The sequence below is a fragment of the Pseudomonas sp. Teo4 genome (genome assembly GCF_034387475.1).
Taxonomy (GTDB): Bacteria; Pseudomonadota; Gammaproteobacteria; order Pseudomonadales; family Pseudomonadaceae; genus Aquipseudomonas.
Genome location: NZ_JAXCIL010000002.1, coordinates 1529849 through 1551374, shown reverse-complemented (window position 1 = coordinate 1551374; position 21526 = coordinate 1529849). Strand labels below are relative to the sequence as shown.

Sequence of the window (21526 nt, the reverse complement as noted above, 5' to 3'; positions counted from 1 at the left end):
CCTGCGCAACGTCCATGTGGGAAATATTAGCTATGGATCCAATCTTAGGCCAGTGGCGAAAAGTCACCACGTCGTGTAGGAGAAAGCTTACAAGCGGAGGCATTGTCAGGCATTGGCTTTGCTCCAATCGCCGGCAAGCCGGCTCCTACAGGGATTTGTGTAAACCGCAGAGCGTCAGAACTGCTCGGCATCCAGCAGGTAGAGCGACTCACTCCCCGCCTTCACCGAAGCCACCAGCGAATTCACCCGCGGCAACAGCCGTGCGAAGTAGAACCGCGCAGTCCCCAACTTGGCTGAATAGAACGCCTCATCCCCTTCACCCGCCTTGGCCGCCCGGGCCATCAACGCCCACATATAGGCGTAGGCCACATAGCCGAAGGCATGCAGGTATTCAACCGAGGCCGCACCAATTTCGTTCGGGTTGCCTTTGGCCTGCTCCAGCACCCACTCCGTCAGCCCGTCGAGCTGATCGAGACTGGCACCGAGCGGTTTGCTGAACTCAGCCAGTTCCCTGCCAGCACTGGCGATGAACTGGCGGATCTCGTCGGAGAATAGCCGGTAATAGGCGCCACCGCTGGCGACGACCTTGCGTCCCATCAGGTCCAGCGCCTGGATGCCGTTGGTGCCTTCGTAGATCTGGGTGATACGCACGTCGCGCACCAGTTGCTCCTGGCCCCACTCACGGATATAGCCGTGGCCGCCGAACACTTGCTGGCCGTGCACTGTGCACTCCAGACCCAGGTCGGTCAGGAAGGCCTTGGCGACCGGCGTCAGCAGCGCCACCAGCTCTTCGCTGCGCTTGCGGGTGATGGCGTCCTCGCTGTACTTGGCACTGTCCAGTTGCATGGCCACGTAGGTGGAAAAGGCACGGCCACCTTCGATCAACGCCTTCATGGTCAGCAGCATGCGGCGCACGTCGGGGTGCACGATGATCGGGTCCGCGGCTTTTTCCTTGGCCTGCGGGCCGGTCGGAGCGCGGCTTTGCAAGCGGTCACGGGCGTATTCGACGGCGTTCTGATAAGAGCGCTCGGCCGAAGCCAGGCCTTGGATACCCACGCCAAGACGCTCGTAGTTCATCATGGTGAACATGGCCGCCAGGCCCTTGTTCGGCTCGCCCACGATATAGCCGACCGCTTCGTCGAAGTTCATCACGCACGTGGCCGAGGCCTGGATCCCCATCTTGTGCTCGATCGAGCCACAGGTCGCCGGGTTGCGCGCCCCCAGGCTGCCGTCGTCATTGACCAGGAACTTGGGCACCAGGAACAGCGAGATGCCCTTGGGCCCGGCCGGGGCATCCGGCAACTTGGCCAGTACCAGGTGGATGATGTTTTCCGTCAGGTCGTGCTCGCCGCCAGTGATGAAGATCTTGGTGCCGCTGACCTTGTAGCTGCCATCAGCCTGGGGTTCGGCCTTGGTGCGGATAATGCCCAGGTCGGTACCGGCATGGGGTTCGGTGAGGCACATGGAGCCTGCCCATACACCTGCGTACATGTTGGGCAGGTACTTTTCCTTGAGCGCTTCACTGGCATGAGCGTTGATCGACAGGCAAGCGCCAGCAGTCAGCATCGGGTACAGGCCGAAGGCCAGGCTGGAGGCATTGACCATCTCCTCGACCTGGGCCGAAATGGTCTTGGGCATACCCATGCCGCCGAACAGTGGGTCGCCGCCAACGCCCACCCAGCCGCCTTCGGCATAGGTGTTGTAGGCTTCGATGAAACCTGCCGGCGTGCGCACTGCACCGTTGTCCCAGTGGCAGCCTTCCTCGTCCGCCGCGCGGCTGAGTGGGGCGATGGTCTTGCCCGTGACCTTGCCGGCCTCTTCCAGCACCGCCATGGCAGTGTCCGCGTCCACGGTTTCGGCCAGGGCGGGCAGTTGCGCCCAGAGCTCAGCCACGTTGAAGACTTCATTCAGAACGAAACGCATGTCGCGCAGGGGCGCTTTATATTCAGCCATGACTACCTCTCGCTAACAGGGTCGGGCGGTCTCACGGAACCGCGGCACTGGATTGAAGGCAGTGTAACCGAACAACTTTTGCGAGACATAGGGTCATCACGCGACCGAATAGTCAGTTTCAGTCACGCCATGCGGACGGCCCCGCGCCGCGATTGTTGCCCGAATACCATCACGCAGTTACGCCCCGCGCCTTTGGCGCTGTACAACGCCTGGTCAGCGGCTTTGAGCACTTCTTCAGGATTACGGTGCTCCACCAGCCGCTCGGCAACGCCGATACTGATGGTCACCGACACCGTCGTGGCCGCATTGCCACCACGCCGTTGCCGGCCTGCAGTGTCGTCCTGGGGGCGGCTGTTCTGGTCACGCAGTTGCATAGCATAGTTGGCGATCATTTCACGTACAGCTTCCAGGTGCGGCAGGCACTCCTCGGCCGTCTTCCCCGCGAACACCAGCGCGAACTCCTCACCGCCGTAGCGATAGGCACGCCCGCCCCCGGTCACTTTGGACAGCCGGCTGGCAACCAGCCGCAGCACCTGGTCACCGACGTCGTGACCGTGGGTATCGTTGAATTTCTTGAAGTGGTCGACGTCGGTCATGGCGATCACGTAGTTGCGCCCCAGACGCTGCATACGTTCGTTCAACGCACGGCGCCCCGGCAGCCCGGTCAGCTCGTCGCGGAAGGCCATCTGGTAAGCCTCGTGGGACACCGCCGCTGCAATCATCAGCATCACCTGGCTGCACATGATGTTGAGGGTGAACGGCAGGATGAAGGTCTTCGGTAGCATCCAGAAGATACCGATCAGCCCAATGACCTGCGCGGCATGCAGCGGCCGTGGTTCACGCAGGTATTGCACGACCAGCAGGACAAACACCCCTATGAACAGCGGGTAAACCATCTGGATCAGGCTCATCCACTGACCATGCAGCGCCGGCCAGCGAATTTCCGCAAGCCAGGCCAGCAGCGCAGTGGGGAAACTCTGCTCGAGCGCCACCGCGACGCTGCCGACGGCGAACAACACAGCGAACCGGGCGAGCAGGTCCTGGGCCAGGTGAGTGCGTTCCTGCCAGGCGCCGAACAGGCCGAACAGTGCGGGCAACAGCAGGCACACCAGATGGAATATCACCGCCGCGTCCTCGCGCACCCGGCCGTTGTCACGGTAGAAGTCGGTCTGGGTGTCGAGCAGGAAATAGGCGATGTACACCGTCACCATCAGGAACAGTTCGCGCTGGCGGCGGTACACCGCGCAGTAGGCGCCACCCAGCAGCAGCACCAGGGTGGGCAGGACATTGAACAGCGACGTGAAGAAGACACTGAGGTCTCTCACATACGCCGCCGCGAGCCCCGACAACAAGAGAAACAGCGAAGGCAGGAAATGGCTCGCGCGTACAGCGTTTAGACGAAACAAGGGTAATCTCCGACCCGGCAGATCAATAATGGCATTGTGCCCCTACTTCATCGGCAGCGCACATGAATAGATGAGTACACGGGGTGTTTAACGGCAGTAGGGCCGGAGGGCTTGAGCTTTTGTTGTAACTGGATCTTTGGGGCTGCACGGCCCAGAAATACAAAAGCCCGCCTGCCAGCGAAGGCAGACGGGCTTCTGTTCAAGCGGACGGCTTAGATGGACAGACCGAAGTCTTCTTCCTTCATCGCCATCAGGTTACCGGCACCGGACAGCATCGTTGCCACATGGGTGCGGGTGCGCGGCAGGATGCGCTGGAAGTAGAAGCGCGCAGTCTGCAGCTTGGCGGTGTAGAACGCCGCTTCGCTGGTGCCTTCAGCCAGTTTCTCGGCCGCCAGGCGGGCGATGTCGGCCCAGAAGTAAGCCAGGCAGGCATAACCGGAGTACATCAGGTAGTCCACCGAGGCAGCACCCACTTCTTCACGGTCTTTCATGGCGGCCATACCGACCTTCATGGTCAGCTCGCCCCACTCCTTGTTCAGCGCAGCCAGCGGCTCGACGAACTCTTTGACCGCCTCGTTGCCTTCCTGCGCCTGGCAGAACTTGTGCACGATCTTGGTGAAGCCCTTGAGCGCCTCGCCTTGGGTCATCAGTACTTTACGGCCCAGCAGGTCGAGTGCCTGGATACCGGTGGTACCTTCGTACAGCATCGAGATACGGCTGTCGCGAACGTTCTGCTCCATGCCCCACTCGGCGATGAAGCCGTGGCCACCGTAGATCTGCACACCGTGGTTGGCGGCTTCGAAGCCGACTTCGGTCATGAAGGCCTTGGCGATTGGGGTCAGGAAGGCCAGCAGGGCGTCGGCTTTCTTGCGCTCTTCCTCATCCTGGCTGTACTTGACGATGTCGACCTGCTTGGCGGTGAAGTACACCATCGCACGGTTGCCTTCGGCGAAGGCTTTCATGGTCAGCAGCATGCGACGCACGTCCGGGTGGACGATGATCGGGTCGGCCGCCTTGTCCGGCGCTTTCGGGCCAGTCAGCGAGCGCATCTGCAGACGGTCACGGGCGTACTTCAGGCCACCCTGGAAGGCCACCTCGGCGTGGGCCAGGCCTTGCAGCGCGGTGCCCAGGCGGGCGGTATTCATGAAGGTGAACATGCAGTTCAGGCCCTTGTTGGCTGGGCCAATCAGGTAGCCAGTGGCGCTGTCGAAGTTCATCACGCAGGTGGCGTTGCCGTGGATGCCCATCTTGTGCTCGATGGAGCCGCAGCTCACGCCGTTGCGCTCACCGACGCCACCTTCGGCGTTGGGCAGGAACTTCGGCACGATGAACAGCGAGATGCCTTTGGTGCCAGCCGGTGCGTCGGGCAGGCGGGCAAGAACGATATGGACGATGTTGTCGGCCATGTCGTGCTCACCGGCCGAGATGAAGATCTTGGTGCCGCTGACTTTGTAGCTGCCATCGGCCTGTGGTTCGGCCTTGGTGCGCAGCATGCCCAGGTCGGTGCCGCAGTGCGGCTCGGTCAGGCACATGGTGCCGGTCCACTCGCCGGACACCAGCTTGGTCAGGTAGGTGTGCTGCTGCTCGTCAGTGCCGTGCGCAGAGATGGTGTTCATCGCGCCGTGGGACAGGCCTGGGTACATACCCCACGACCAGTTCGACTCGCCGACCATTTCGCTCAGGGCCAGACCCAGCGACTCAGGCAGGCCTTGGCCGCCATGGGCGACGTCATGGGCCAGGCTCGGCCAGCCACCTTCGACGAATTGCTCGTAGGCCGCTTTGAAGCCGGTCGGGGTCTTCACGCCGGACTCGCTCCAGGTGCAGCCTTCCAGGTCGCCGACACGGTTCAGCGGGGCCAGCACCTGCTCACAGAACTTCGCACCTTCTTCGAGGATCGCATCGACCATGTCGGGCGTGGCGTCCTGGCAACCCGGCAGGCTCTGATAGTGCGCCGCATAGCCGAGCAGCTCGTCGCGAACGAAGCGAATATCACGCAAGGGGGCTTTGTAATCAGGCATTGCGATGAACCTCTGTGATGAGTTCTGTGGGAAGACCGCTGATACCGACCAGCTCTTGGCGGCTTTCGATCAAACAGTTGTTTGAAACTTACGTTTAGCTCTGCCCATTGTCAAGACGGGACCATGGTGCCATTTGCGCCGCGAAAAATGGCATTTACGCCACGCCACACATCAGGAACATCATGCATACCTTTGTGGGAGCGGGTTTACCCGCGAATACGTCGATGAATTCATCGTCGCATTCGCGGGTAAACCCGCCCCCACAGGGATCGCGCAAGCGTTCGGATTTTGAGCACGGCAACAGCTCCCACCAGGGATGTGCCAAATATTGGAAAAGGCCTGGATCAGGCGTAGGTGTCGATGAACCGACCGAGCATTTCGTCGGAAGCCTTGGCGACCTTTGCGCCCAGTTCGACTTCCTGTTTGCCCAGGGCCAACTGCACCGTGCTGGTTGCCAGGTCCATCTGCTGACTGCGATCGACCGCTCGCAAGCGCTCGGCCTGATAGTCGCTGGACTGGCTGGTGGCAGCACGCTCGACAGTGCTGTTGGCAATCTGGCTGGCAGCCTGATCGACGCGATTCTGCCCGGTCTGGATGGCGCCAAGGCCCGCGTAAAAGGCGGAGCTACCGGTGATTTCCATGTCAGGACTCCATTGACGCTGGATATGAACACGGCCAATTAAAGCAGGCCAGCGGCGAAAAGGCTCGTTTAAATCCCTAATGGCTCAGTGCCATTTGATAGGCCATGGGCATCCTAGTCCAGCAAATCCAGCTGCAGATGCTCCGCCACCGCATCGGCAGTCGCCTGCTTAAGTTTCGGTACCCGCCCCAGGCACGGCGCTGGCAAGCGCTCGGCCAGGCTGGCAAGGTTCTCTTCCAGACGCGAGGTGCGCGGCTCGATGATGTTGGCCACCCAACCCGCCAACTGCAGCCCGTCCCGGGCGATTGCCTCGGCGCTAAGCAGCGCATGGTTGATGCATCCAAGACGCACACCCACCACCAGAATCACCGGCAGTTTCAAGGCAATTGCCAAGTCTGACAGATTGGCCTGGTTGGAAAGCGGCACCCGCCATCCACCCGCGCCCTCGACCAGGGTGAAGTCCGCCCCCTGATCCAGCACATGGCGCATGGCTTTGAACAGCACCGGCACCTCCAGCGCGACACCTGCCTCACGCGCCGCCACATGCGGTGCAATGGCAGGTTCAAAGGCGAACGGGTTGACCTCTTCGTACGCCAGCTTCACCGAACTCTCGTCGATCAACGCCTGGGCATCGGCATTTCGTAGCCCCTTTGCAGTGACCGTACAACCCGAAGCGACCGGCTTGGCACCCAGCGTGCTCAGGCCCTGTAGCCGCGCAGCATGCAACAACCCGGCGGCAATGGTGGTCTTGCCAACATCGGTATCGGTCCCGGCAATGAAATAGGCCTGGCTCATCTATCTCCCCTTACACCTCTGGCTTGCGCAACACACCATAGACCACCTCGTAGGTGGCTGGCAGCCCCTGAGGCTGACGGAACGCCTCATACGCCTGCAGCAGGCCCTGCATGCGGGCGCGACCGGTCAGGCCCGAAGGCCGGCCAGGGTTGAGGTTGTGGGCGCCCAGGGCCTTGAGTTCGTGGGTCAGGCTGCGCACATCGGGGTAGTGCAGCACATGCGCCCGCTGCTGCAAGCTGAGCTGTTCCAGCCCGCTGTCGGCGCACAGCCGTTGATAGTCTGCAAAGCGGCGGAAGCGGTTGACATGCACCAGGCCATCCACCGCCTGCCAGCTGGCGCGCAACTCGTCGAGGGTACCCACACAGAGGCTGCTGAAGGCCATTACCCCACCCGGGCGCAATACCCGGTGAACTTCATCCAACACGCAAGCGAACTGGTCGCACCACTGCACCGCCAGGCTCGAGAACACCAGATCGACACTGGCATCGCGCAGCGGCAGCCGTTCGGCATCGCCGGCCACGTGGTAACTCGCCCCGCCTTCTTCGCCCCGAGCATGGCGCAACATGCCTTCGGCGATATCCACAGCCACCCCGGTCGCCGTCGAAAAACGCTCGGCCAGCACACGGCTGAAATAGCCGGTGCCACTGCCCAGGTCGAGCCAGCGCGAAGGCTTCAATGCGTCGGGCATCTGGTCCAGCAGACTTACGCCCACCGCACGCTGCAGGGCGGCCACGCTGTCGTAGCTGGCCGCAGCGCGGGAGAAGGAAGCCGCCACCTGACGCTTGTCCGGCAGGGCGCCTGGCAGGCTTGGATGGGAAAGGTCAGTCATCGCCACTCTCGTGCAGGAAAATCTTGATACCCGCCGCCAATTCCTGCGGGTACTCCAGCAGGAATGCGTGGGAACTGTCTTCGACCAGGCCGACTTCCACGTCCGGCAGCAGTTCGCTCAAAGCCTTGGCGGCCTCTGCCGGCACAAGCGCGTCACTGCCGGCGTACAGATGCAGCTGCGGCCCGCCATAGGCTTGCAGTGCCTCGCGGGTATCGAGCTTGGCCAGTACTTCCAGGCCACTGGCCAGGTACAACGGATCGGTGTCCGGTACACCCACGCCCAATTGGCGCAACAAGGTGCGAGGCTGCTGCGCGCCCTCGCTGCACAAACTGCGGAAGCGTTTCAGGGTCACCTGGGTGTGGCTGCGGCAGCCATCCAGAAAGGTGCCGAAGGTGTCCTCCGGCATACCGTGTGGCCAATCCGGCCGCACCACGAAACTCGGGTTGCTGGCCAGGGTCAGCAAGCCGCAGCAATGATCGCCGCGCTTACGCGCCAGTTCGCTGGCCAACATGCCACCCAGTGACCAGCCGCCCAACCAGGTATCGGTGGGAAGCTTGCGGTCGAGGTGATCGACCCACGCCTCGACGTCGGTGTCGGCCAGTTCCGGCAAGGGCATCAGTTCGACATGCAGACGCTGGTCCTGAGCGCGCAAGCTGGCGGCCAGCGGCTCCAGAGCAGCGGTGCCCAGCCCCCAGCCGGGCAGAAGAATCAGTCGGTTACGCATCGGCGGCCTCCAGCTGTGGATAACACTCGGCCAATGCATTCAACAATAGCTGTACCTGCGCCTCACTGTGCGCGGCGCTCAGGGTGACGCGCAGTCGTGCGCTGCCTGCAGGCACGGTGGGTGGGCGAATCGCCGTCACCAGCAGGCCACGCTCACGCAGCATCTGCGACAGGCGCAGCGCCTGGGCGCTTTCACCGATCAGAATCGGTTGAATGGCCGTCGGGCTGCCCATCAGCGTCAGGCCAATCTGTTCGGCGCCCTGCCGGAACTGGCGAATCAATGCTGTCAGGTGCTCGCGGCGCCAGGTTTCGCGGCGCAGCAGCTCCAGGCTCTTGAGGGTGGCGCAGGCCAACGCAGGAGGCTGGCTGGTGGTGTAGATGTAGGGGCGGGCGAACTGCACCAAGGCTTCGATCAGTTCTTCACTGCCCGCGACAAAGGCGCCAGCTGTACCACAGGCCTTGCCCAGGGTTCCGATCAACACCGGCACGTCTTCGACACCCAGCCCGAAATGCTCGACGATACCGCCACCTTGGTTGCCCAGCGTACCCAGGCCGTGGGCATCGTCAACCATCAGCCAGGCACCACGGGCACGAGCGACGTCGGCCAGTGCAGGCAAGTCGGCGAGGTCGCCGTCCATGCTGAACACCCCATCAGTCACCACCAAGGTATTGCCAACGGCCTTGTCCAGGCGGCTCGCCAGGCTGACAGGGTCATTGTGCAGGTAGCGATTGAAACGCGCCCCGCTAAGCAGTCCGCCATCGAGCAGCGAAGCGTGGTTCAAGCGGTCTTGCAACACCGTGTCACCCTGCCCCACCAGCGCGGTGATGGTGCCGAGGTTGGCCATGTAGCCGGTGGAGAACAACAGTGCGCGTGGACGGCCGGTCAGCTCAGCCAGCGCTTCTTCAACCTGGTGGTGCGGCGTGCTGTGTCCAACTACCAGGTGCGACGCTCCGCCACCGACGCCCCACTGCTCAGCGCCCGCCTGCCAGGCGGCGATCACCTCAGGGTGGTTGGCAAGGCCCAAGTAGTCGTTGCTGCAGAAGGCCAGCAAACGCTGGCCATCGACCACAACCTCCGGCCCTTGCGGGCTTTCCAGCAGTGGCCGCTGCCGATACAGGTCTGCGGCGCGCCGTTCGGCAAGGCGCGCCGCCAGGTCGAAGGCCATACTCAGGCCGACGCGGCGTTGTAGAACAGCTCGCTGCTGCGTTGTTCGACCAGCGCCTGCTCGATGGCCGCCTGGTGCACTTCGTCGGCATGCTCTTCGCGCGCTTCGGGCTTGATGCCCAGACGGGCGAACAGCTGCATGTCCTTGTCAGCCTGCGGGTTGGCGGTGGTCAGCAACTTCTCGCCGTAGAAGATCGAGTTGGCGCCTGCCATGAATGCCAGCGCCTGCATCTGTTCGTTCATCTGCTCGCGGCCGGCGGACAGGCGCACGTGGGATTTCGGCATCAGGATGCGCGCCACAGCCAGCATGCGGATGAAGTCGAACGGGTCGACGTCTTCTTCCTCGGCCAGCGGGGTGCCGGCGACTTTCACCAGCATGTTGATTGGCACCGACTCTGGATGCTCCGGCAGGTTGGCCAGCTGAATCAGCAGGCCGGCGCGGTCGTCCAGCGACTCCCCCATGCCGAGGATGCCGCCCGAGCAGATCTTCATCCCGGCATCGCGCACGTAGGCCAGGGTCTGCAGGCGCTCGCTGTAGGTGCGGGTGGTGATAATGCTGCCGTAGAACTCTGGCGAGGTGTCGAGGTTGTGGTTGTAGTAGTCCAGGCCGGCCTGGGCCAGGGCCTTGGTCTGCTCCTGGTCGAGCTTGCCGAGGGTCATGCAGGTTTCCAGGCCCATGGCCTTGACCCCTTTGACCATCTCGAGCACGTAAGGCATGTCTTTGGCCGACGGATGCTTCCAGGCCGCACCCATGCAGAAGCGCGTCGAGCCGATGGCTTTGGCGCGGGCAGCTTCTTCCAGGACTTTCTGCACTTCCATCAGCTTCTGTTTTTCCAGCCCGGTGTTGTAGTGACCGGACTGCGGACAATATTTGCAATCTTCCGGGCAGGCGCCGGTCTTGATCGACAACAGCGTCGATACCTGCACGCGGTTAGGGTCGAAATGCGCGCGATGCACGGTCTGCGCCTGGAACAACAGGTCATTGAACGGTTGCTGGAACAGCGCCTTGACCTCGGCCAGGGACCAGTCGTGACGTGTTGTTGCAGTTGTGCTGGCGCTCATCGGCGTTTCCTTGTTTAGGCTGTTTCTAGCGCCGGGACAGGAACGGCCCGCCAGCGCATCACGGATAGCTCGCATACTCACGGAAGGCTCATGGACTGTCAACCACTCATAAAACAACTGGTTTACAAGTGTCTAAATATTGATCACGCCTGTTTGCTGTGCGACGAACCCAGCGAACAACACCATCCCCTGTGCCTTGCTTGCGAACATGAACTGCCTTGGCTGGATGAGCATTGCTCCCGCTGCGCCCTGCCTTTACCCATGGCGGGACTGACCTGTGTCCAATGCTGCCAGCGGGCTCCAGCATTCGAGCAAGTGGTTGCCTTGTGGCATTACGGCTTCCCGGTGGATTCGTTGATCAGCCGCTTCAAGCACAATCGCCAGTGGCCGCTGGGTAGGCTGATGGCCGAACTGCTCGGCCATGGCCTGCAGCACCGCTACGACGAAGGGCTGGAAAAGCCCGACCTCCTGTTGCCCATACCTCTGGCCAAGCGTCGACAGCGTGAACGTGGTTTCAACCAGGCGGGCATGCTGGCGCGCTGGTTGTCGGTGCCGCTGGCGATACCCTGCGACGAACGGCTGCTCGTACGAATACGCGAAACGACCGCACAGCAGGACCTGCACGCCAAGGCACGTCGGAGAAATCTGCGGGCAGCGTTCAGCGTCATGCATGGCCGCATGATCGAAAACCGGCATATCGCGGTAGTCGACGACGTGCTGACCACCGGCGCCACTGCTCAGGCAATCGCACAGTTGTTACGCAAGTCCGGGGCGCGACGGGTGGATGTCTATTGCCTGGCTCGCACGCCTAAGCCTGGCCAAGCCTGACGGCCTTGCAAACTTGACTGCCCCGGATCAGACAGGCAACGTCCCTTCATCAACATCAAGCACGCTACGCCCATGTCCCTACCTGCCCTGCTTACCCAACACATCGCCCGGCGCCCCCAGCGTATCGCCCTGCTGCAACACATTGCCGAACAAGGCTCGATAACCCGCGCCGCCAAGGCCGCCGGCATCAGCTACAAGGCCGCCTGGGACGCTATCGATGAACTCAACAACCTGGCCAGCCGACCACTGGTCGAGCGCAGTACGGGTGGACGCGGTGGTGGCGGCGCCAGGCTGTCGGCAGAGGGTGAGCGCGTATTGCGCCTCTACCAACGCCTGCAGGCGCTGCAGGCGCAAGTCCTGGAGACGGCCGAGGAGTCCAGCGACCTTGACCTGCTGGGGCGCCTGATGCTGCGCACCAGTGCGCGTAACCAACTGCAAGGCCAGGTCAGCGGCTTACGCCGTGAAGGCCGGCATGACCGCGTAAGCCTGGCTCTGGGCGGCGGGCTGGAGATTGAGGCACTGATTACCCACGACAGCACCGCCCGCCTGGAGTTGACGCTGGGAACCATGGTGGTGGCGCTGCTCAAGGCCGGCTGGGTGCAGTTGCTGGGTAAGGGCGATGAGGCTGAAGCTGGCAGCAATTGCCTGACCGCAGTGGTCGAGGACGTGCTGGCGGATGAACAAGGCCCTTGTGAAGTGCGGCTGGCATTGGGCAATGGGCAAACCTTGTGTGCGTTCGCCGAAGCGCACTGGCTGGCGCGCCAAGGGGTGAGCACGGGCAATCAGGTACGTGTGCAGTTTCACCCGTCCTATGTATTGCTGGGAGTGCCGGTGTAGTCTGCCCGCGCTTTGCGCGGATCGCCGGCAAGCCGGCTCCTACAAGGCCCGCACCAACCTCGGGTTCACTGCATTACCTGTGGGAGCCGAATTGCCGGCGATGGGGCCGGCACTGCTACCATGGCCTTACGCCGCACACCTCCCGGAGTCTCCATGTCCCACCCCTTCGACACCCTCACCCCCGACCTGGTCCTGGACGCTGTGGAAAGCCTCGGCTTTCTCAGCGATGCCCGGGTCTTGGCGCTGAACAGCTACGAAAACCGCGTCTACCAGGTGGGCATCGAAGGGGCGCAACCGCTGATCGCCAAGTTCTACCGCCCTGGTCGCTGGAGCGACGAAGCGATCCTCGAAGAACACTGCTTCACCGCCGAACTTGCCGAGTGCGAAGTGCCCGTTGTCGCCCCCCTGCAACACGACGGCAGAACGTTGTTCGAACACCAGGGCTTTCGCTTCACCTTGTTCCCCCGACGCGGCGGACATGCCCCGGAACCCGGCAACCTCGACCAGCTCTACCGCCTTGGCCAGCTACTCGGCCGCCTGCACGCCGTCGGCGCGGCGCGCCCATTCGAGCACCGTGAAGCACTGGCTGTGGACAACTTTGGGCATGCCTCGCTGAAAACACTGCTGGACGGCGACTTCGTACCCCGCGAGCTGCTACCTGCATTCGAATCCGTGGCCCGTGACCTGCTCAAGCGGGTCGAGGACATCTACGCTCGCACGCCGCATCAGGTCATTCGCCTGCACGGCGACCTGCACCCCGGCAACCTGATGCACCGCGACGAGGTTTATCACGTGGTCGACCTCGATGACTGCCGTATGGGTCCGGCGGTTCAGGACCTGTGGATGATGCTCGCCGGTAGCCGCGAAGAACGCCTCGGGCAACTGGCCGAGCTGATCGACGGCTACAACGAATTCCATGACTTCGACCCCCGCGAACTGGCCCTGATCGAACCCCTGCGCGCCCTGCGCCAGCTGCACTACAGCGCCTGGCTGGCACGGCGCTGGGACGACCCGGCGTTCCCGCCGAGTTTCCCGTGGTTCGGCCAGCCACGCTACTGGGGCGATCAGATTCTCGCACTGCGCGAACAAATGGCGGCGCTGGAAGAGCCTGCGCTGAAATTGTTCTAGAAGCGCGTCGGCGTCTGTCTACAATAGCCGCTGCGCTATTTAGCTACCTAAGCAAGGATTCTGCATGCACGCCGCAAACCCGCGTCGCGGGTACTTATTGGGCCTAGGTGCCTACATCATCTGGGGCCTGTTCCCACTCTACTTCAAGGCAATCCAGAGCATTCCCGCCGTGGAGATCATCGTCCACCGGGTGCTCTGGTCTGCGCTATTCGGCTCACTGTTGCTGCTGGTCTGGAAACACCCGGGCTGGTGGCGCGAACTGCGCGACAACCCGCAACGCCTGGGCATTCTCGCCCTCAGCGGGGCATTGATTGCCGCCAACTGGCTGACTTACGTGTGGTCGGTGAACAACGGGCGCATGCTCGAGGCCAGCCTGGGTTACTACATCAACCCGCTGATCAACGTACTTTTGGGCATGATGCTGCTTGGCGAACGCCTGCGCCGCCTGCAATGGCTGGCGGTGGGCATGGCGGCACTGGGGGTAGCGCAGCAGGTATGGCAGGTCGGCAGCCTGCCGTGGGTATCGCTGGCATTGGCCCTGAGCTTCGGTTTCTACGGGTTGATCCGCAAGAAAGCCCCCGTGGCGGCGTTACCGGGCCTGGTGGTGGAAACCTGGATGCTGGTGCCGTTGGCGCTGGGCTGGTTGCTGTTGAACCCCACGGCGATGAGCGCCCAAGGGTCGTTCTATTCCAGTAGCGAGGCCTTGTGGCTGATGGCGGCGGGCCCGGTCACTCTGGTGCCGCTGGTGTGCTTCAACGCCGCCGCGCGCCACCTGCCCTACACCACGCTGGGCTTCCTGCAGTACCTTGCGCCGACGCTGGTGTTGTTGCAGGCCGTGCTGCTGTTCGGTGAACACCTGTCACCTAGCAACCTGATGGCGTTCGTCTGCATCTGGGCCGGATTGGCCATCTACAGCGTCGATGCCTGGCTCAGCCTGCGCAAACGAAGCTGATCAAAAAACGATCAAAACTCTGCAGGCCACGCGATCCGTGGCCTACAGAAACATCTCCAAAGGTTATCCACACCCTCGTCCCCGTGCTTTGTGCACAAGCTACTGATTTTTGGGTGTTTTTTGATCAAAGCGGTGCAAGCCTTGGCCCGTCTGGGCTAGAGCACAAGGCCCCCAGGTTATCCACAGGGCCGTCCCCGTGAAAACGGGATAACCCATACAAAGCTGCTACACGCCTTGGGAAATCCAGATCACTCCTCCGGCCGCAGCTTCAACTCCACCATCAGGTCATCCGCCAGGCTCTCCAGGCGCCGCTGCAGCTCCTCCAGCGACAGCGTCAGTGGCAATGCCAACAAGGCATCGGCAACGAACAACGGCTCGCTGCTCATCGGCGCCGGACGCACCTCAGTCGTGAAACGCTCAAGATTCACGCCCAGTTCGGCCAACAGTTTGGTGATATCACGCACGATCCCCGGCCGGTCATTTCCCACCAGCTCCATGGCGATCGGCTTCCAGGTACAAGACGGCTCGATCCCGCTTTCGGCAATCAGCACGCGAATATCGTACTTGGCCAGCTTTTGCAGCGACTCGACCAGCTCATCGTAATTTTCTGCAGGTACGGCAACCCGCAAGATCCCGGCAAACTGCCCAGCCATGCGCGACATACGGCTCTCCAACCAGTTGCCGCTATGGTTGGCGATGCACTCGGCAATGCGTTCGACCTGGCCGGCCTTGTCAGGGGCAATCACGGTCAGTACAAGATGATCCACAGGCCGTTCCTCTGCTGAAAGCCGCCTTGGGCGGCGAAAATCGGGGGGATCGACTCAGTATAGGCAAGGCGCGGCAACCTGCCGCAGGACAGTCTGACCAACGAATCGTGTACTGTTTCAAGATTTATCTGGAACAATCCACCAGTTTTTTGCGAACATAGCCACTCCCAGCGTGACCCTATGCGACCAACCGGTCGCACAACGACGCTTTTAGTCTGATTTTCCCCCGCCTACTGCTTCATGTAGTATGCCGTGGCGCGGACTACAAAAGCGTTGTTTGGATGTCTGCCAAGGCGCCTGTGAAAATACGTACACTGCCCGCCAGCCCGTCTGGCAGGCCGCACCCAGCCGCGCTCGGACTCGCTCCGGGGGCATGCACTGGTGCCGTGTTTAGAGAAGCGCTACAGGCTTAATACAGAAGAGCGAAATAGCTGAGCAGAGGTGAGGCAAGCAATGACTGGATACGTTCAAGTCGGTGGCCTTCAGGTCGCCAAGGCCCTGTACGACTTCGTCAACAACGAAGCCATTCCGGGAACCGGCATCGTCGCCGAGCAGTTCTGGGCCGGTGCCGAGAAGATCATCAATGACCTCGCTCCGAAGAACAAAGCCCTGCTCGCCAAGCGCGACGAGCTGCAAGCCAAGATCGACGCCTGGCACCAGGCACGCAAAGGCCAGGCACACGACGCCGTAGCCTACAAAAGCTTCCTCCAGGAAATCGGCTACCTGCTGCCACAAGCCGACGATTTCCAGGCCACTACCCAAAACGTCGACGAAGAAATCGCTCACATGGCCGGCCCGCAGCTGGTGGTGCCGGTGATGAACGCCCGCTTCGCCCTGAACGCCGCCAACGCCCGCTGGGGTTCGCTGTACGACGCGCTGTACGGCACCGATGCCATCAGCGATGAAGGCGGCGCCGAAAAAGGCCAGGGCTACAACAAGGTCCGCGGCGACAAGGTCATCGCCTTCGCCCGTGCCTTCCTCGACGAAGCCGCGCCGCTGGCTGCCGGCTCACACGTCGACTCCACCGGTTACCGCATCGAAGGCGGCAAGCTGATCGTCGCCCTCAAAGGCGGCAGCAACAGCGGCCTGCGTGACGACGCCCAACTGATCGGCTTCCACGGCGACGCCGCGGCCCCGACCGCCGTGCTGCTCAAGCACAATGGCCTGCACTTCGAGATCCAGGTCGACGCCAGCACCCCGGTAGGCAGCACCGATGCCGCCGGCGTGAAGGACATCCTGATGGAATCGGCACTGACCACCATCATGGACTGCGAAGACTCGGTTGCCGCCGTCGATGCCGATGACAAGGTCATCGTCTACCGCAACTGGCTGGGCCTGATGAAAGGCGACCTGGCCGAAAGCGTGAGCAAGGGCGGCAAGACCTTCACCCGTACCATGAACCCGGACCGCGAGTACGCCGCACCGAACGGTGGCAGCGTCACCCTGCACGGTCGCTCGCTGCTGTTCGTGCGTAACGTTGGTCACCTGATGACCAACCCGGCGATCCTCGACGGCCAAGGCAACGAGATTCCGGAAGGCATCCAGGACGGCCTGTTCACCAACCTGATCGCCCTGCACAACCTCAACGGCAACACCAGCCGCAAGAACACCCGCACTGGCAGTGTCTACATCGTCAAGCCGAAGATGCACGGCCCGGAAGAAGTGGCGTTCGCCGCCGAGATCTTCAGCCGCGTCGAAGACCTGCTCGGCATGCCGCGCAATACCGTCAAGGTCGGCATCATGGACGAAGAGCGCCGCACCACGGTCAACCTCAAGGCCTGCATCAAGTCGGCCGCCGAGCGTGTGGTGTTCATCAACACCGGCTTCCTCGACCGCACCGGTGACGAAATCCACACCTCCATGGAAGCTGGCGCCGTTGTGCGCAAGGGCGCCATGAAGAACGAGAAGTGGATCGGCGCCTACGAAAACAACAACGTCGACGTTGGCCTGGCCACCGGCCTGCAAGGCCGTGCGCAAATCGGCAAGGGCATGTGGGCCATGCCGGACCTGATGGCTGCCATGCTCGAGCAGAAAATCGCTCACCCGCTGGCAGGCGCCAACACTGCCTGGGTTCCATCGCCAACCGCCGCCACCCTGCATGCGCTGCACTACCACAAGGTGGACGTGCAGGCGCGTCAGCGCGAGCTGGCGTCGCGCACGCCGGCTTCGGTCGACGACATCCTGACCATCCCGCTGGCGGCCAATACCAACTGGTCGGCCGAAGAGATCCGCAACGAACTGGACAACAACGCCCAAGGCATCCTTGGCTACGTGGTTCGCTGGATCGACCAGGGTGTGGGCTGCTCCAAGGTGCCGGACATCAACGACGTCGGCCTGATGGAAGACCGCGCCACCCTGCGTATCTCGGCCCAACTGCTGGCCAACTGGCTGCGTCATGGCGTGGTCACCCAGGAGCAGGTGCTGGAAAGCCTCAAGCGCATGGCCGCGGTGGTGGACAAGCAGAACGCCAGTGACGCCCAGTACCGCCCGATGGCGCCGAACTTCGACGACAACATCGCGTTCCAGGCGGCTGTCGAGCTGGTGGTAGAGGGTGCCAAGCAGCCGAACGGTTATACCGAGCCAGTGCTGCACCGTCGTCGTCGCGAGTTCAAGGCGCGTAACGGGCTGTAAGCCGTAAGAGGCCGCTGTGCGGCCTCATCGCCGGCAAGCCGGCTCCCACAGAAAGACCACTTGCCTGAAACCAGTGGAATACCTGTGGGAGCCGGCTTGCCGGCGATGAGGCCTGCACTGCCTTTAACCCAACTTCAGTTCTTTCCTCACCAACCCCAGCAACTTGCCCAAGTCCACCGGCTTGAGCAGGAAATCCACCACCCCCAGGTGCATCACATCCACCGCCTCTTTCACATCGGTGTCACCCGACACCACGATGATCGACAGCGCCGCCCGCTCCGACTCACGGATTTGCCGAATCAACTCCAGACCGTCCTTGGGTTGCATGCGCAAGTCGGTGATCATCAAGCTGATTCTCGGTTCGTAATGCAGTTTGAACATCGCCTCCTGAGCACCGTCCGCCTTCATGCAGTCGATCCCCCGGCTTTTCAGGTATAGGCATAGCGCCTCGCTGTTCACCGGGTTGTCATCCACAACCAGCACCACCGGCTTGGACGCCACAGGCGCACTCACCACGGCCAGTGCTTCACGTTCGGCTTCGCTCAGGATGTCGTCATGCTCAACCATGGTCATCTCGTCAGAAATATCACGTCCAATCGCTAGGACAACGCCTTGTGATGTTGTTCACACCCGCCCCATAGACTTACGTCCAATGGGCACCACACCGCTACCAGCCGACCATGGAGGCAGAGAACAACAAGGCCGGCACCTATATATAGATATATATAGTTCGGCGTAGCGATACGGTCAGTTTCATGAGCAAAAAGGACGCCTACAGCCAGGCGGGCAGGACGGCTGTTCTGCAGAACATTCAGGGCACGTTGCAGTTTCTGCAGCGTTTTCCGCCGTTCAACCAGATGGAGCACAGCCACCTGGCCTATCTGGTGGAACAGTGCCAGCTGCGCTTCTATGCCGAAGGGGAAAGCATCCTCAAGCCCGCCGACGGGCCAGTGGAGCACTTCTACATCGTCAAGCAAGGCCGCGTGGTGGGCGAGCGCCAGCACCTGGTCAAGCCCGGCGTGGAAACCACCTTCGAGATCACCAGCGGCGAGTGCTTCCCCCTGGCGGCACTGCTGGGCGAGCGCGCCACCCGCACCGAGCACCTGGCCGGTGAGGACACCTTCTGCCTGCAACTGAACAAAGCCGCGTTCATACGCCTGTTCTCACTGTCGGACGTGTTCCGCGATTTCGCCCTGCGCGGCGTCAGCAGTCTGCTCGATCAATTCAACCAGCAGGTGCGCCAGCGTGCCGTGGAGACGCTGGGCACCCAATATTCGCTGAATGCCCCGCTGGGCGAATTGGCCATGCGTCACCCGGTGGTCTGCGCACCCGATACCCCCTTGCGCGATGCCGTACGCCTGATGCACGAGCAGCAAGTTGGCAGCATCGTGGTAGTCGACCCGCAGCGCTACCCAGTCGGCATCTTCACCCTGCGCGACCTGCGCCAGGTGGTGGCCGCAGCCGATGCCGACCTGGGTGCCCCCATCGACCAGCACATGACGGCGAAACCGTTCTACCTCAGCCCCCAAGCCTCGGCCTTCGACGCAGCCATCGCCATGACCGAACGGCACATCGCCCATGTCTGCCTGGTGGACAACCGCCGGCTGTGCGGCGTGGTTTCCGAGCGCGATCTGTTTTCCCTGCAGCGGGTCGACCTGGTGCACCTGGCACGAACCATTCGCCACGCGCCACGCCTGGAGACCCTGGTGTCCCTGCGTGGCGAAATCGGCCAGTTGGTCGAACGCATGCTCGCCCATGGCGCGTCGTCGACGCAGATCACCCAGATCATCACCCTGCTCAACGACCACACAGTCTGCCGAGTGATCGAATTGGCCCTGGCCGAACGCGGTGACCCTGGGGTTGCCTTCAGTTGGCTGTGCTTTGGCAGCGAAGGCCGCCGCGAACAGACCCTGTACACCGACCAGGACAACGGCATCCTGTTCGATGCGGCCGACAGCGCCGAGGCCGACGCCATTCGCGCCCGACTGCTGCCGCTGGCGCAATACATCAACCAGAGCCTCGCCCAGTGCGGCTTCACCCTGTGCAAAGGCAACATCATGGCAGGCAACCCCGAGCTGTGCCTGTCGCGCACGGAATGGGCACGACGCTTCGCCGGGTTCATTCGCGAAGCCAGCCCGGAAAACCTGCTTGGGTCGAGCATCTACTTCGACCTGCGCGTGGTCTGGGGTGACGAGCAGGGCTGTGAACAACTTCGCCAGGGCATCCTCGAACAGGTCGCCGACAACCGCATTTTCCAGCGCATGATGGCCGACAACGCGTTGCGTCAACGCCCCCCGGTGGGCCGTCTGCGCGAGTTCGTGCTAACCCGCCAGGGGAGTGACAAAGCCGCCACCCTCGACCTCAAAGTCCAGGGGCTCACACCTTTCGTCGACGGCGCACGCTTGTTGGCGCTGGCCAATGGCATCGGCACCTGCAATACCCTGGAGCGCCTGCGCCAGCTGGTCGAAAAAGGCATCATCGAAGCGCTCGACGGCGCCGCCTACGAAGAGGCCTATCACTTCATCCAACAAACCCGCATGCAGCAGCACCAACGCCAGAGCCGCGAAAACCTGCCGCACTCCAACCGGCTTGACCCGGACAGCCTCAACCATCTGGACCGGCGCATCCTGCGCGAGTCCCTGCGCCAAGCCCAGCGCCTGCAAAGCAGCCTGGCCCTGCGGTACCAGTTATGAGCCTGTTCGCCTGGCTGCGCCCCAACGGTCCCCTGCTGCAGGACTCACTGCGCCAACGCCTGACGCAGCTGCCCAAGCCTGCGCCGCTGGGCGTCTGCACCCTGCGTGAGCAGCGCTGGGTGGTTTTGGACCTGGAAACCAGCGGGCTGAACACCAACCGCGATCAGGTATTGTCGGTCGGTGCGGTGGCCATCGCCGATGGCGCCATTGATTTCACCCAGCAGTTCGAGCGCACCCTGCGCCGCCCTGGCCATAAGACCAATGCCAGCGTGCTGATCCACGGTCTTGGCCCCAACGCTCTGGCCGCGGGCTGCGACCCAGCCGAGGCATTGCTCGACCTGCTGGAGTTCATCGGTGACAGCCCGGTGCTGGCCTTCCATGCACCTTTCGATCAACGCATGCTAGCCCGCTCGCTGAAGGAAAGCCTCGGCTATCGGCTGCAGCACCCCTTCATCGACATCGCCGAACTGGCCCCGATGCTCAACCCCGACACGGTGCTGCGCGAGGCCAGCCTGGATGACTGGGTGGCACGTTTCGGCTTGCAGGTGGACGAACGCCACCACGCCAGCGCCGATGCCCAGGTGACGGCCGAACTGGCCTTGATCCTGTTCAGCCAGGCCCGCCGCCAGCAGTTGGATAGCCCGTTGCAGCTGGAACAGCGCTTGCGCGGGTGGCGCAGGCTAAAGGCACATCATTACGGGCTTTAGAAATGTAGGGCTTGAGTGTTTCTGCGCCTGTGAGATCGAGCGCCGCCCGCGCGGCGCATCGCGAGCAAGGCTCGCTCCTACGTTTGTTTCGGGCCAATTATTCCTGTGGGAAATGCGCGCGACCGCTTTGGCGTTCGACTCAATAGCGAGTCGTACAAACAAGGCGGTCGCGTGCGTTGGCACAGACATGACTGGCCAAAAACAAACGTAGGAGCGAGCCTTGCTCGCGATGCGCCGCGCGGGCGGCGCTCGATCGCACAGGCGCCAAATGAATCAAGACATGCACTTGGCACCTCTCCATACTGGCAATCCGATAAGCGTCCATTGCACCCTGCCCCCGCCTCTGTAACAATCGCGAATAATTATCGTTAGTTAATGCATTCGTTCCGGGG

18 protein-coding genes are annotated in these 21526 nt (G+C 62.4%); 7 read left to right on the top strand and 11 right to left on the bottom strand.

Features of this window, described 5'->3' with window-relative positions; genetic code table 11:
- Positions 1–174 precede the first annotated feature (174 nt).
- The 9 genes from PspTeo4_RS23385 to bioB form a co-directional block, all read right to left on the bottom strand.
- Positions 175–1953 carry an acyl-CoA dehydrogenase C-terminal domain-containing protein gene (locus PspTeo4_RS23385; protein ID WP_322366175.1) on the bottom strand — a complete coding sequence of 593 codons (1779 nt, stop codon included), beginning with the start codon at positions 1951–1953 and terminating at the stop codon, positions 175–177.
- Between the two features lie 122 nt (positions 1954–2075).
- The gene (locus PspTeo4_RS23380; RefSeq protein WP_322366174.1) at positions 2076–3359 is read right to left on the bottom strand and encodes a GGDEF domain-containing protein; all 1284 of its coding nucleotides are present in this window, start codon (positions 3357–3359) and stop codon (positions 2076–2078) included.
- A 212-nt stretch (positions 3360–3571) separates the two neighbouring features.
- Complete coding sequence (locus tag PspTeo4_RS23375; RefSeq protein WP_322366173.1) at positions 3572–5377, bottom strand: phenylacyl-CoA dehydrogenase; 1806 nt, start codon at positions 5375–5377, stop codon at positions 3572–3574.
- A 344-nt stretch (positions 5378–5721) separates the two neighbouring features.
- Complete coding sequence (locus tag PspTeo4_RS23370; RefSeq protein ID WP_322366172.1) at positions 5722–6018, bottom strand: pyrroloquinoline quinone biosynthesis protein PqqE; 297 nt, start codon at positions 6016–6018, stop codon at positions 5722–5724.
- A gap of 113 nt (positions 6019–6131) precedes the next feature.
- Positions 6132–6812 (bottom strand): dethiobiotin synthase, encoded by a 681-nt coding sequence (bioD, locus tag PspTeo4_RS23365; RefSeq protein WP_322366171.1) that lies wholly within the window; start codon positions 6810–6812, stop codon positions 6132–6134.
- A 10-nt stretch (positions 6813–6822) separates the two neighbouring features.
- A complete protein-coding gene (gene bioC / locus PspTeo4_RS23360) occupies positions 6823–7641 on the bottom strand; it encodes a malonyl-ACP O-methyltransferase BioC (RefSeq protein ID WP_322366170.1) in 819 nt (272 codons plus the stop codon).
- Positions 7634–8365: an alpha/beta fold hydrolase gene (locus tag PspTeo4_RS23355; RefSeq protein ID WP_322366169.1), complete on the bottom strand. Its 732-nt coding sequence runs from the start codon at positions 8363–8365 to the stop codon at positions 7634–7636. Before PspTeo4_RS23355 ends, bioC begins: the two co-directional genes overlap by 8 nt.
- Positions 8358–9530, bottom strand: a complete 1173-nt coding sequence (gene bioF, locus PspTeo4_RS23350) for an 8-amino-7-oxononanoate synthase (RefSeq protein WP_322366168.1) — start codon at positions 9528–9530, stop codon at positions 8358–8360. Before bioF ends, PspTeo4_RS23355 begins: the two co-directional genes overlap by 8 nt.
- A 2-nt stretch (positions 9531–9532) precedes the next feature.
- On the bottom strand, positions 9533–10591 hold the full coding sequence (bioB, locus tag PspTeo4_RS23345; protein WP_322366167.1) for a biotin synthase BioB: 1059 nt from the start codon (positions 10589–10591) through the stop codon (positions 9533–9535).
- Positions 10592–10681: 90 nt separating this feature from the next.
- On the opposite strand from bioB, the gene PspTeo4_RS23340 reads away from it, so the two are divergent.
- From PspTeo4_RS23340 to rarD, 4 genes are all read left to right on the top strand, one after another.
- Positions 10682–11419, top strand: a complete 738-nt coding sequence (locus PspTeo4_RS23340) for a ComF family protein (protein WP_322366166.1) — start codon at positions 10682–10684, stop codon at positions 11417–11419.
- Positions 11420–11491: 72 nt separating this feature from the next.
- The gene (locus tag PspTeo4_RS23335; protein ID WP_322366165.1) at positions 11492–12256 is read left to right on the top strand and encodes a TOBE domain-containing protein; all 765 of its coding nucleotides are present in this window, start codon (positions 11492–11494) and stop codon (positions 12254–12256) included.
- Between the two features lie 153 nt (positions 12257–12409).
- On the top strand, positions 12410–13384 hold the full coding sequence (locus PspTeo4_RS23330) for a serine/threonine protein kinase (protein ID WP_322366164.1): 975 nt from the start codon (positions 12410–12412) through the stop codon (positions 13382–13384).
- 64 nt (positions 13385–13448) lie between these two features.
- A complete protein-coding gene (gene rarD, locus PspTeo4_RS23325; protein WP_322366163.1) occupies positions 13449–14336 on the top strand; it encodes an EamA family transporter RarD in 888 nt (295 codons plus the stop codon).
- Positions 14337–14584: 248 nt separating this feature from the next.
- Here the strand turns inward: rarD and PspTeo4_RS23320 are convergent, their stop codons facing one another.
- Complete coding sequence (locus PspTeo4_RS23320; protein ID WP_322366162.1) at positions 14585–15103, bottom strand: glycine cleavage system protein R; 519 nt, start codon at positions 15101–15103, stop codon at positions 14585–14587.
- A 453-nt stretch (positions 15104–15556) separates the two neighbouring features.
- On the opposite strand from PspTeo4_RS23320, the gene PspTeo4_RS23315 reads away from it, so the two are divergent.
- A complete protein-coding gene (locus PspTeo4_RS23315; protein ID WP_322366161.1) occupies positions 15557–17734 on the top strand; it encodes a malate synthase G in 2178 nt (725 codons plus the stop codon).
- 123 nt (positions 17735–17857) lie between these two features.
- Here the strand turns inward: PspTeo4_RS23315 and PspTeo4_RS23310 are convergent, their stop codons facing one another.
- Positions 17858–18301, bottom strand: a complete 444-nt coding sequence (locus PspTeo4_RS23310; RefSeq protein ID WP_322366160.1) for a response regulator — start codon at positions 18299–18301, stop codon at positions 17858–17860.
- Positions 18302–18489: 188 nt separating this feature from the next.
- Between PspTeo4_RS23310 and PspTeo4_RS23305 the strand changes: the two genes are divergently transcribed.
- Both PspTeo4_RS23305 and PspTeo4_RS23300 read left to right on the top strand, forming a co-directional pair.
- Positions 18490–20427 carry a putative nucleotidyltransferase substrate binding domain-containing protein gene (locus tag PspTeo4_RS23305; RefSeq protein WP_322366159.1) on the top strand — a complete coding sequence of 646 codons (1938 nt, stop codon included), beginning with the start codon at positions 18490–18492 and terminating at the stop codon, positions 20425–20427.
- A complete protein-coding gene (locus tag PspTeo4_RS23300) occupies positions 20424–21134 on the top strand; it encodes a 3'-5' exonuclease (RefSeq protein ID WP_322366158.1) in 711 nt (236 codons plus the stop codon). Before PspTeo4_RS23305 ends, PspTeo4_RS23300 begins: the two co-directional genes overlap by 4 nt.
- Positions 21135–21526 lie beyond the last annotated feature (392 nt).

Coding starts and splice junctions, on each gene's coding strand:
- bioC (WP_322366170.1), bottom strand. CDS start 7,641: ATGACTGACCTTTCCCATCCAAGCCTGCCAGGCGCCCTGCCGGACAAG.
- PspTeo4_RS23375 (WP_322366173.1), bottom strand. CDS start 5,377: ATGCCTGATTACAAAGCCCCCTTGCGTGATATTCGCTTCGTTCGCGAC.
- PspTeo4_RS23300 (WP_322366158.1), top strand. CDS start 20,424: ATGAGCCTGTTCGCCTGGCTGCGCCCCAACGGTCCCCTGCTGCAGGAC.
- PspTeo4_RS23340 (WP_322366166.1), top strand. CDS start 10,682: ATGGACTGTCAACCACTCATAAAACAACTGGTTTACAAGTGTCTAAAT.
- PspTeo4_RS23385 (WP_322366175.1), bottom strand. CDS start 1,953: ATGGCTGAATATAAAGCGCCCCTGCGCGACATGCGTTTCGTTCTGAAT.
- bioB (WP_322366167.1), bottom strand. CDS start 10,591: ATGAGCGCCAGCACAACTGCAACAACACGTCACGACTGGTCCCTGGCC.
- PspTeo4_RS23355 (WP_322366169.1), bottom strand. CDS start 8,365: ATGCGTAACCGACTGATTCTTCTGCCCGGCTGGGGGCTGGGCACCGCT.
- PspTeo4_RS23310 (WP_322366160.1), bottom strand. CDS start 18,301: ATGGTTGAGCATGACGACATCCTGAGCGAAGCCGAACGTGAAGCACTG.
- rarD (WP_322366163.1), top strand. CDS start 13,449: ATGCACGCCGCAAACCCGCGTCGCGGGTACTTATTGGGCCTAGGTGCC.
- PspTeo4_RS23335 (WP_322366165.1), top strand. CDS start 11,492: ATGTCCCTACCTGCCCTGCTTACCCAACACATCGCCCGGCGCCCCCAG.
- PspTeo4_RS23315 (WP_322366161.1), top strand. CDS start 15,557: ATGACTGGATACGTTCAAGTCGGTGGCCTTCAGGTCGCCAAGGCCCTG.
- bioD (WP_322366171.1), bottom strand. CDS start 6,812: ATGAGCCAGGCCTATTTCATTGCCGGGACCGATACCGATGTTGGCAAG.
- PspTeo4_RS23330 (WP_322366164.1), top strand. CDS start 12,410: ATGTCCCACCCCTTCGACACCCTCACCCCCGACCTGGTCCTGGACGCT.
- PspTeo4_RS23305 (WP_322366159.1), top strand. CDS start 18,490: ATGAGCAAAAAGGACGCCTACAGCCAGGCGGGCAGGACGGCTGTTCTG.
- bioF (WP_322366168.1), bottom strand. CDS start 9,530: ATGGCCTTCGACCTGGCGGCGCGCCTTGCCGAACGGCGCGCCGCAGAC.
- PspTeo4_RS23370 (WP_322366172.1), bottom strand. CDS start 6,018: ATGGAAATCACCGGTAGCTCCGCCTTTTACGCGGGCCTTGGCGCCATC.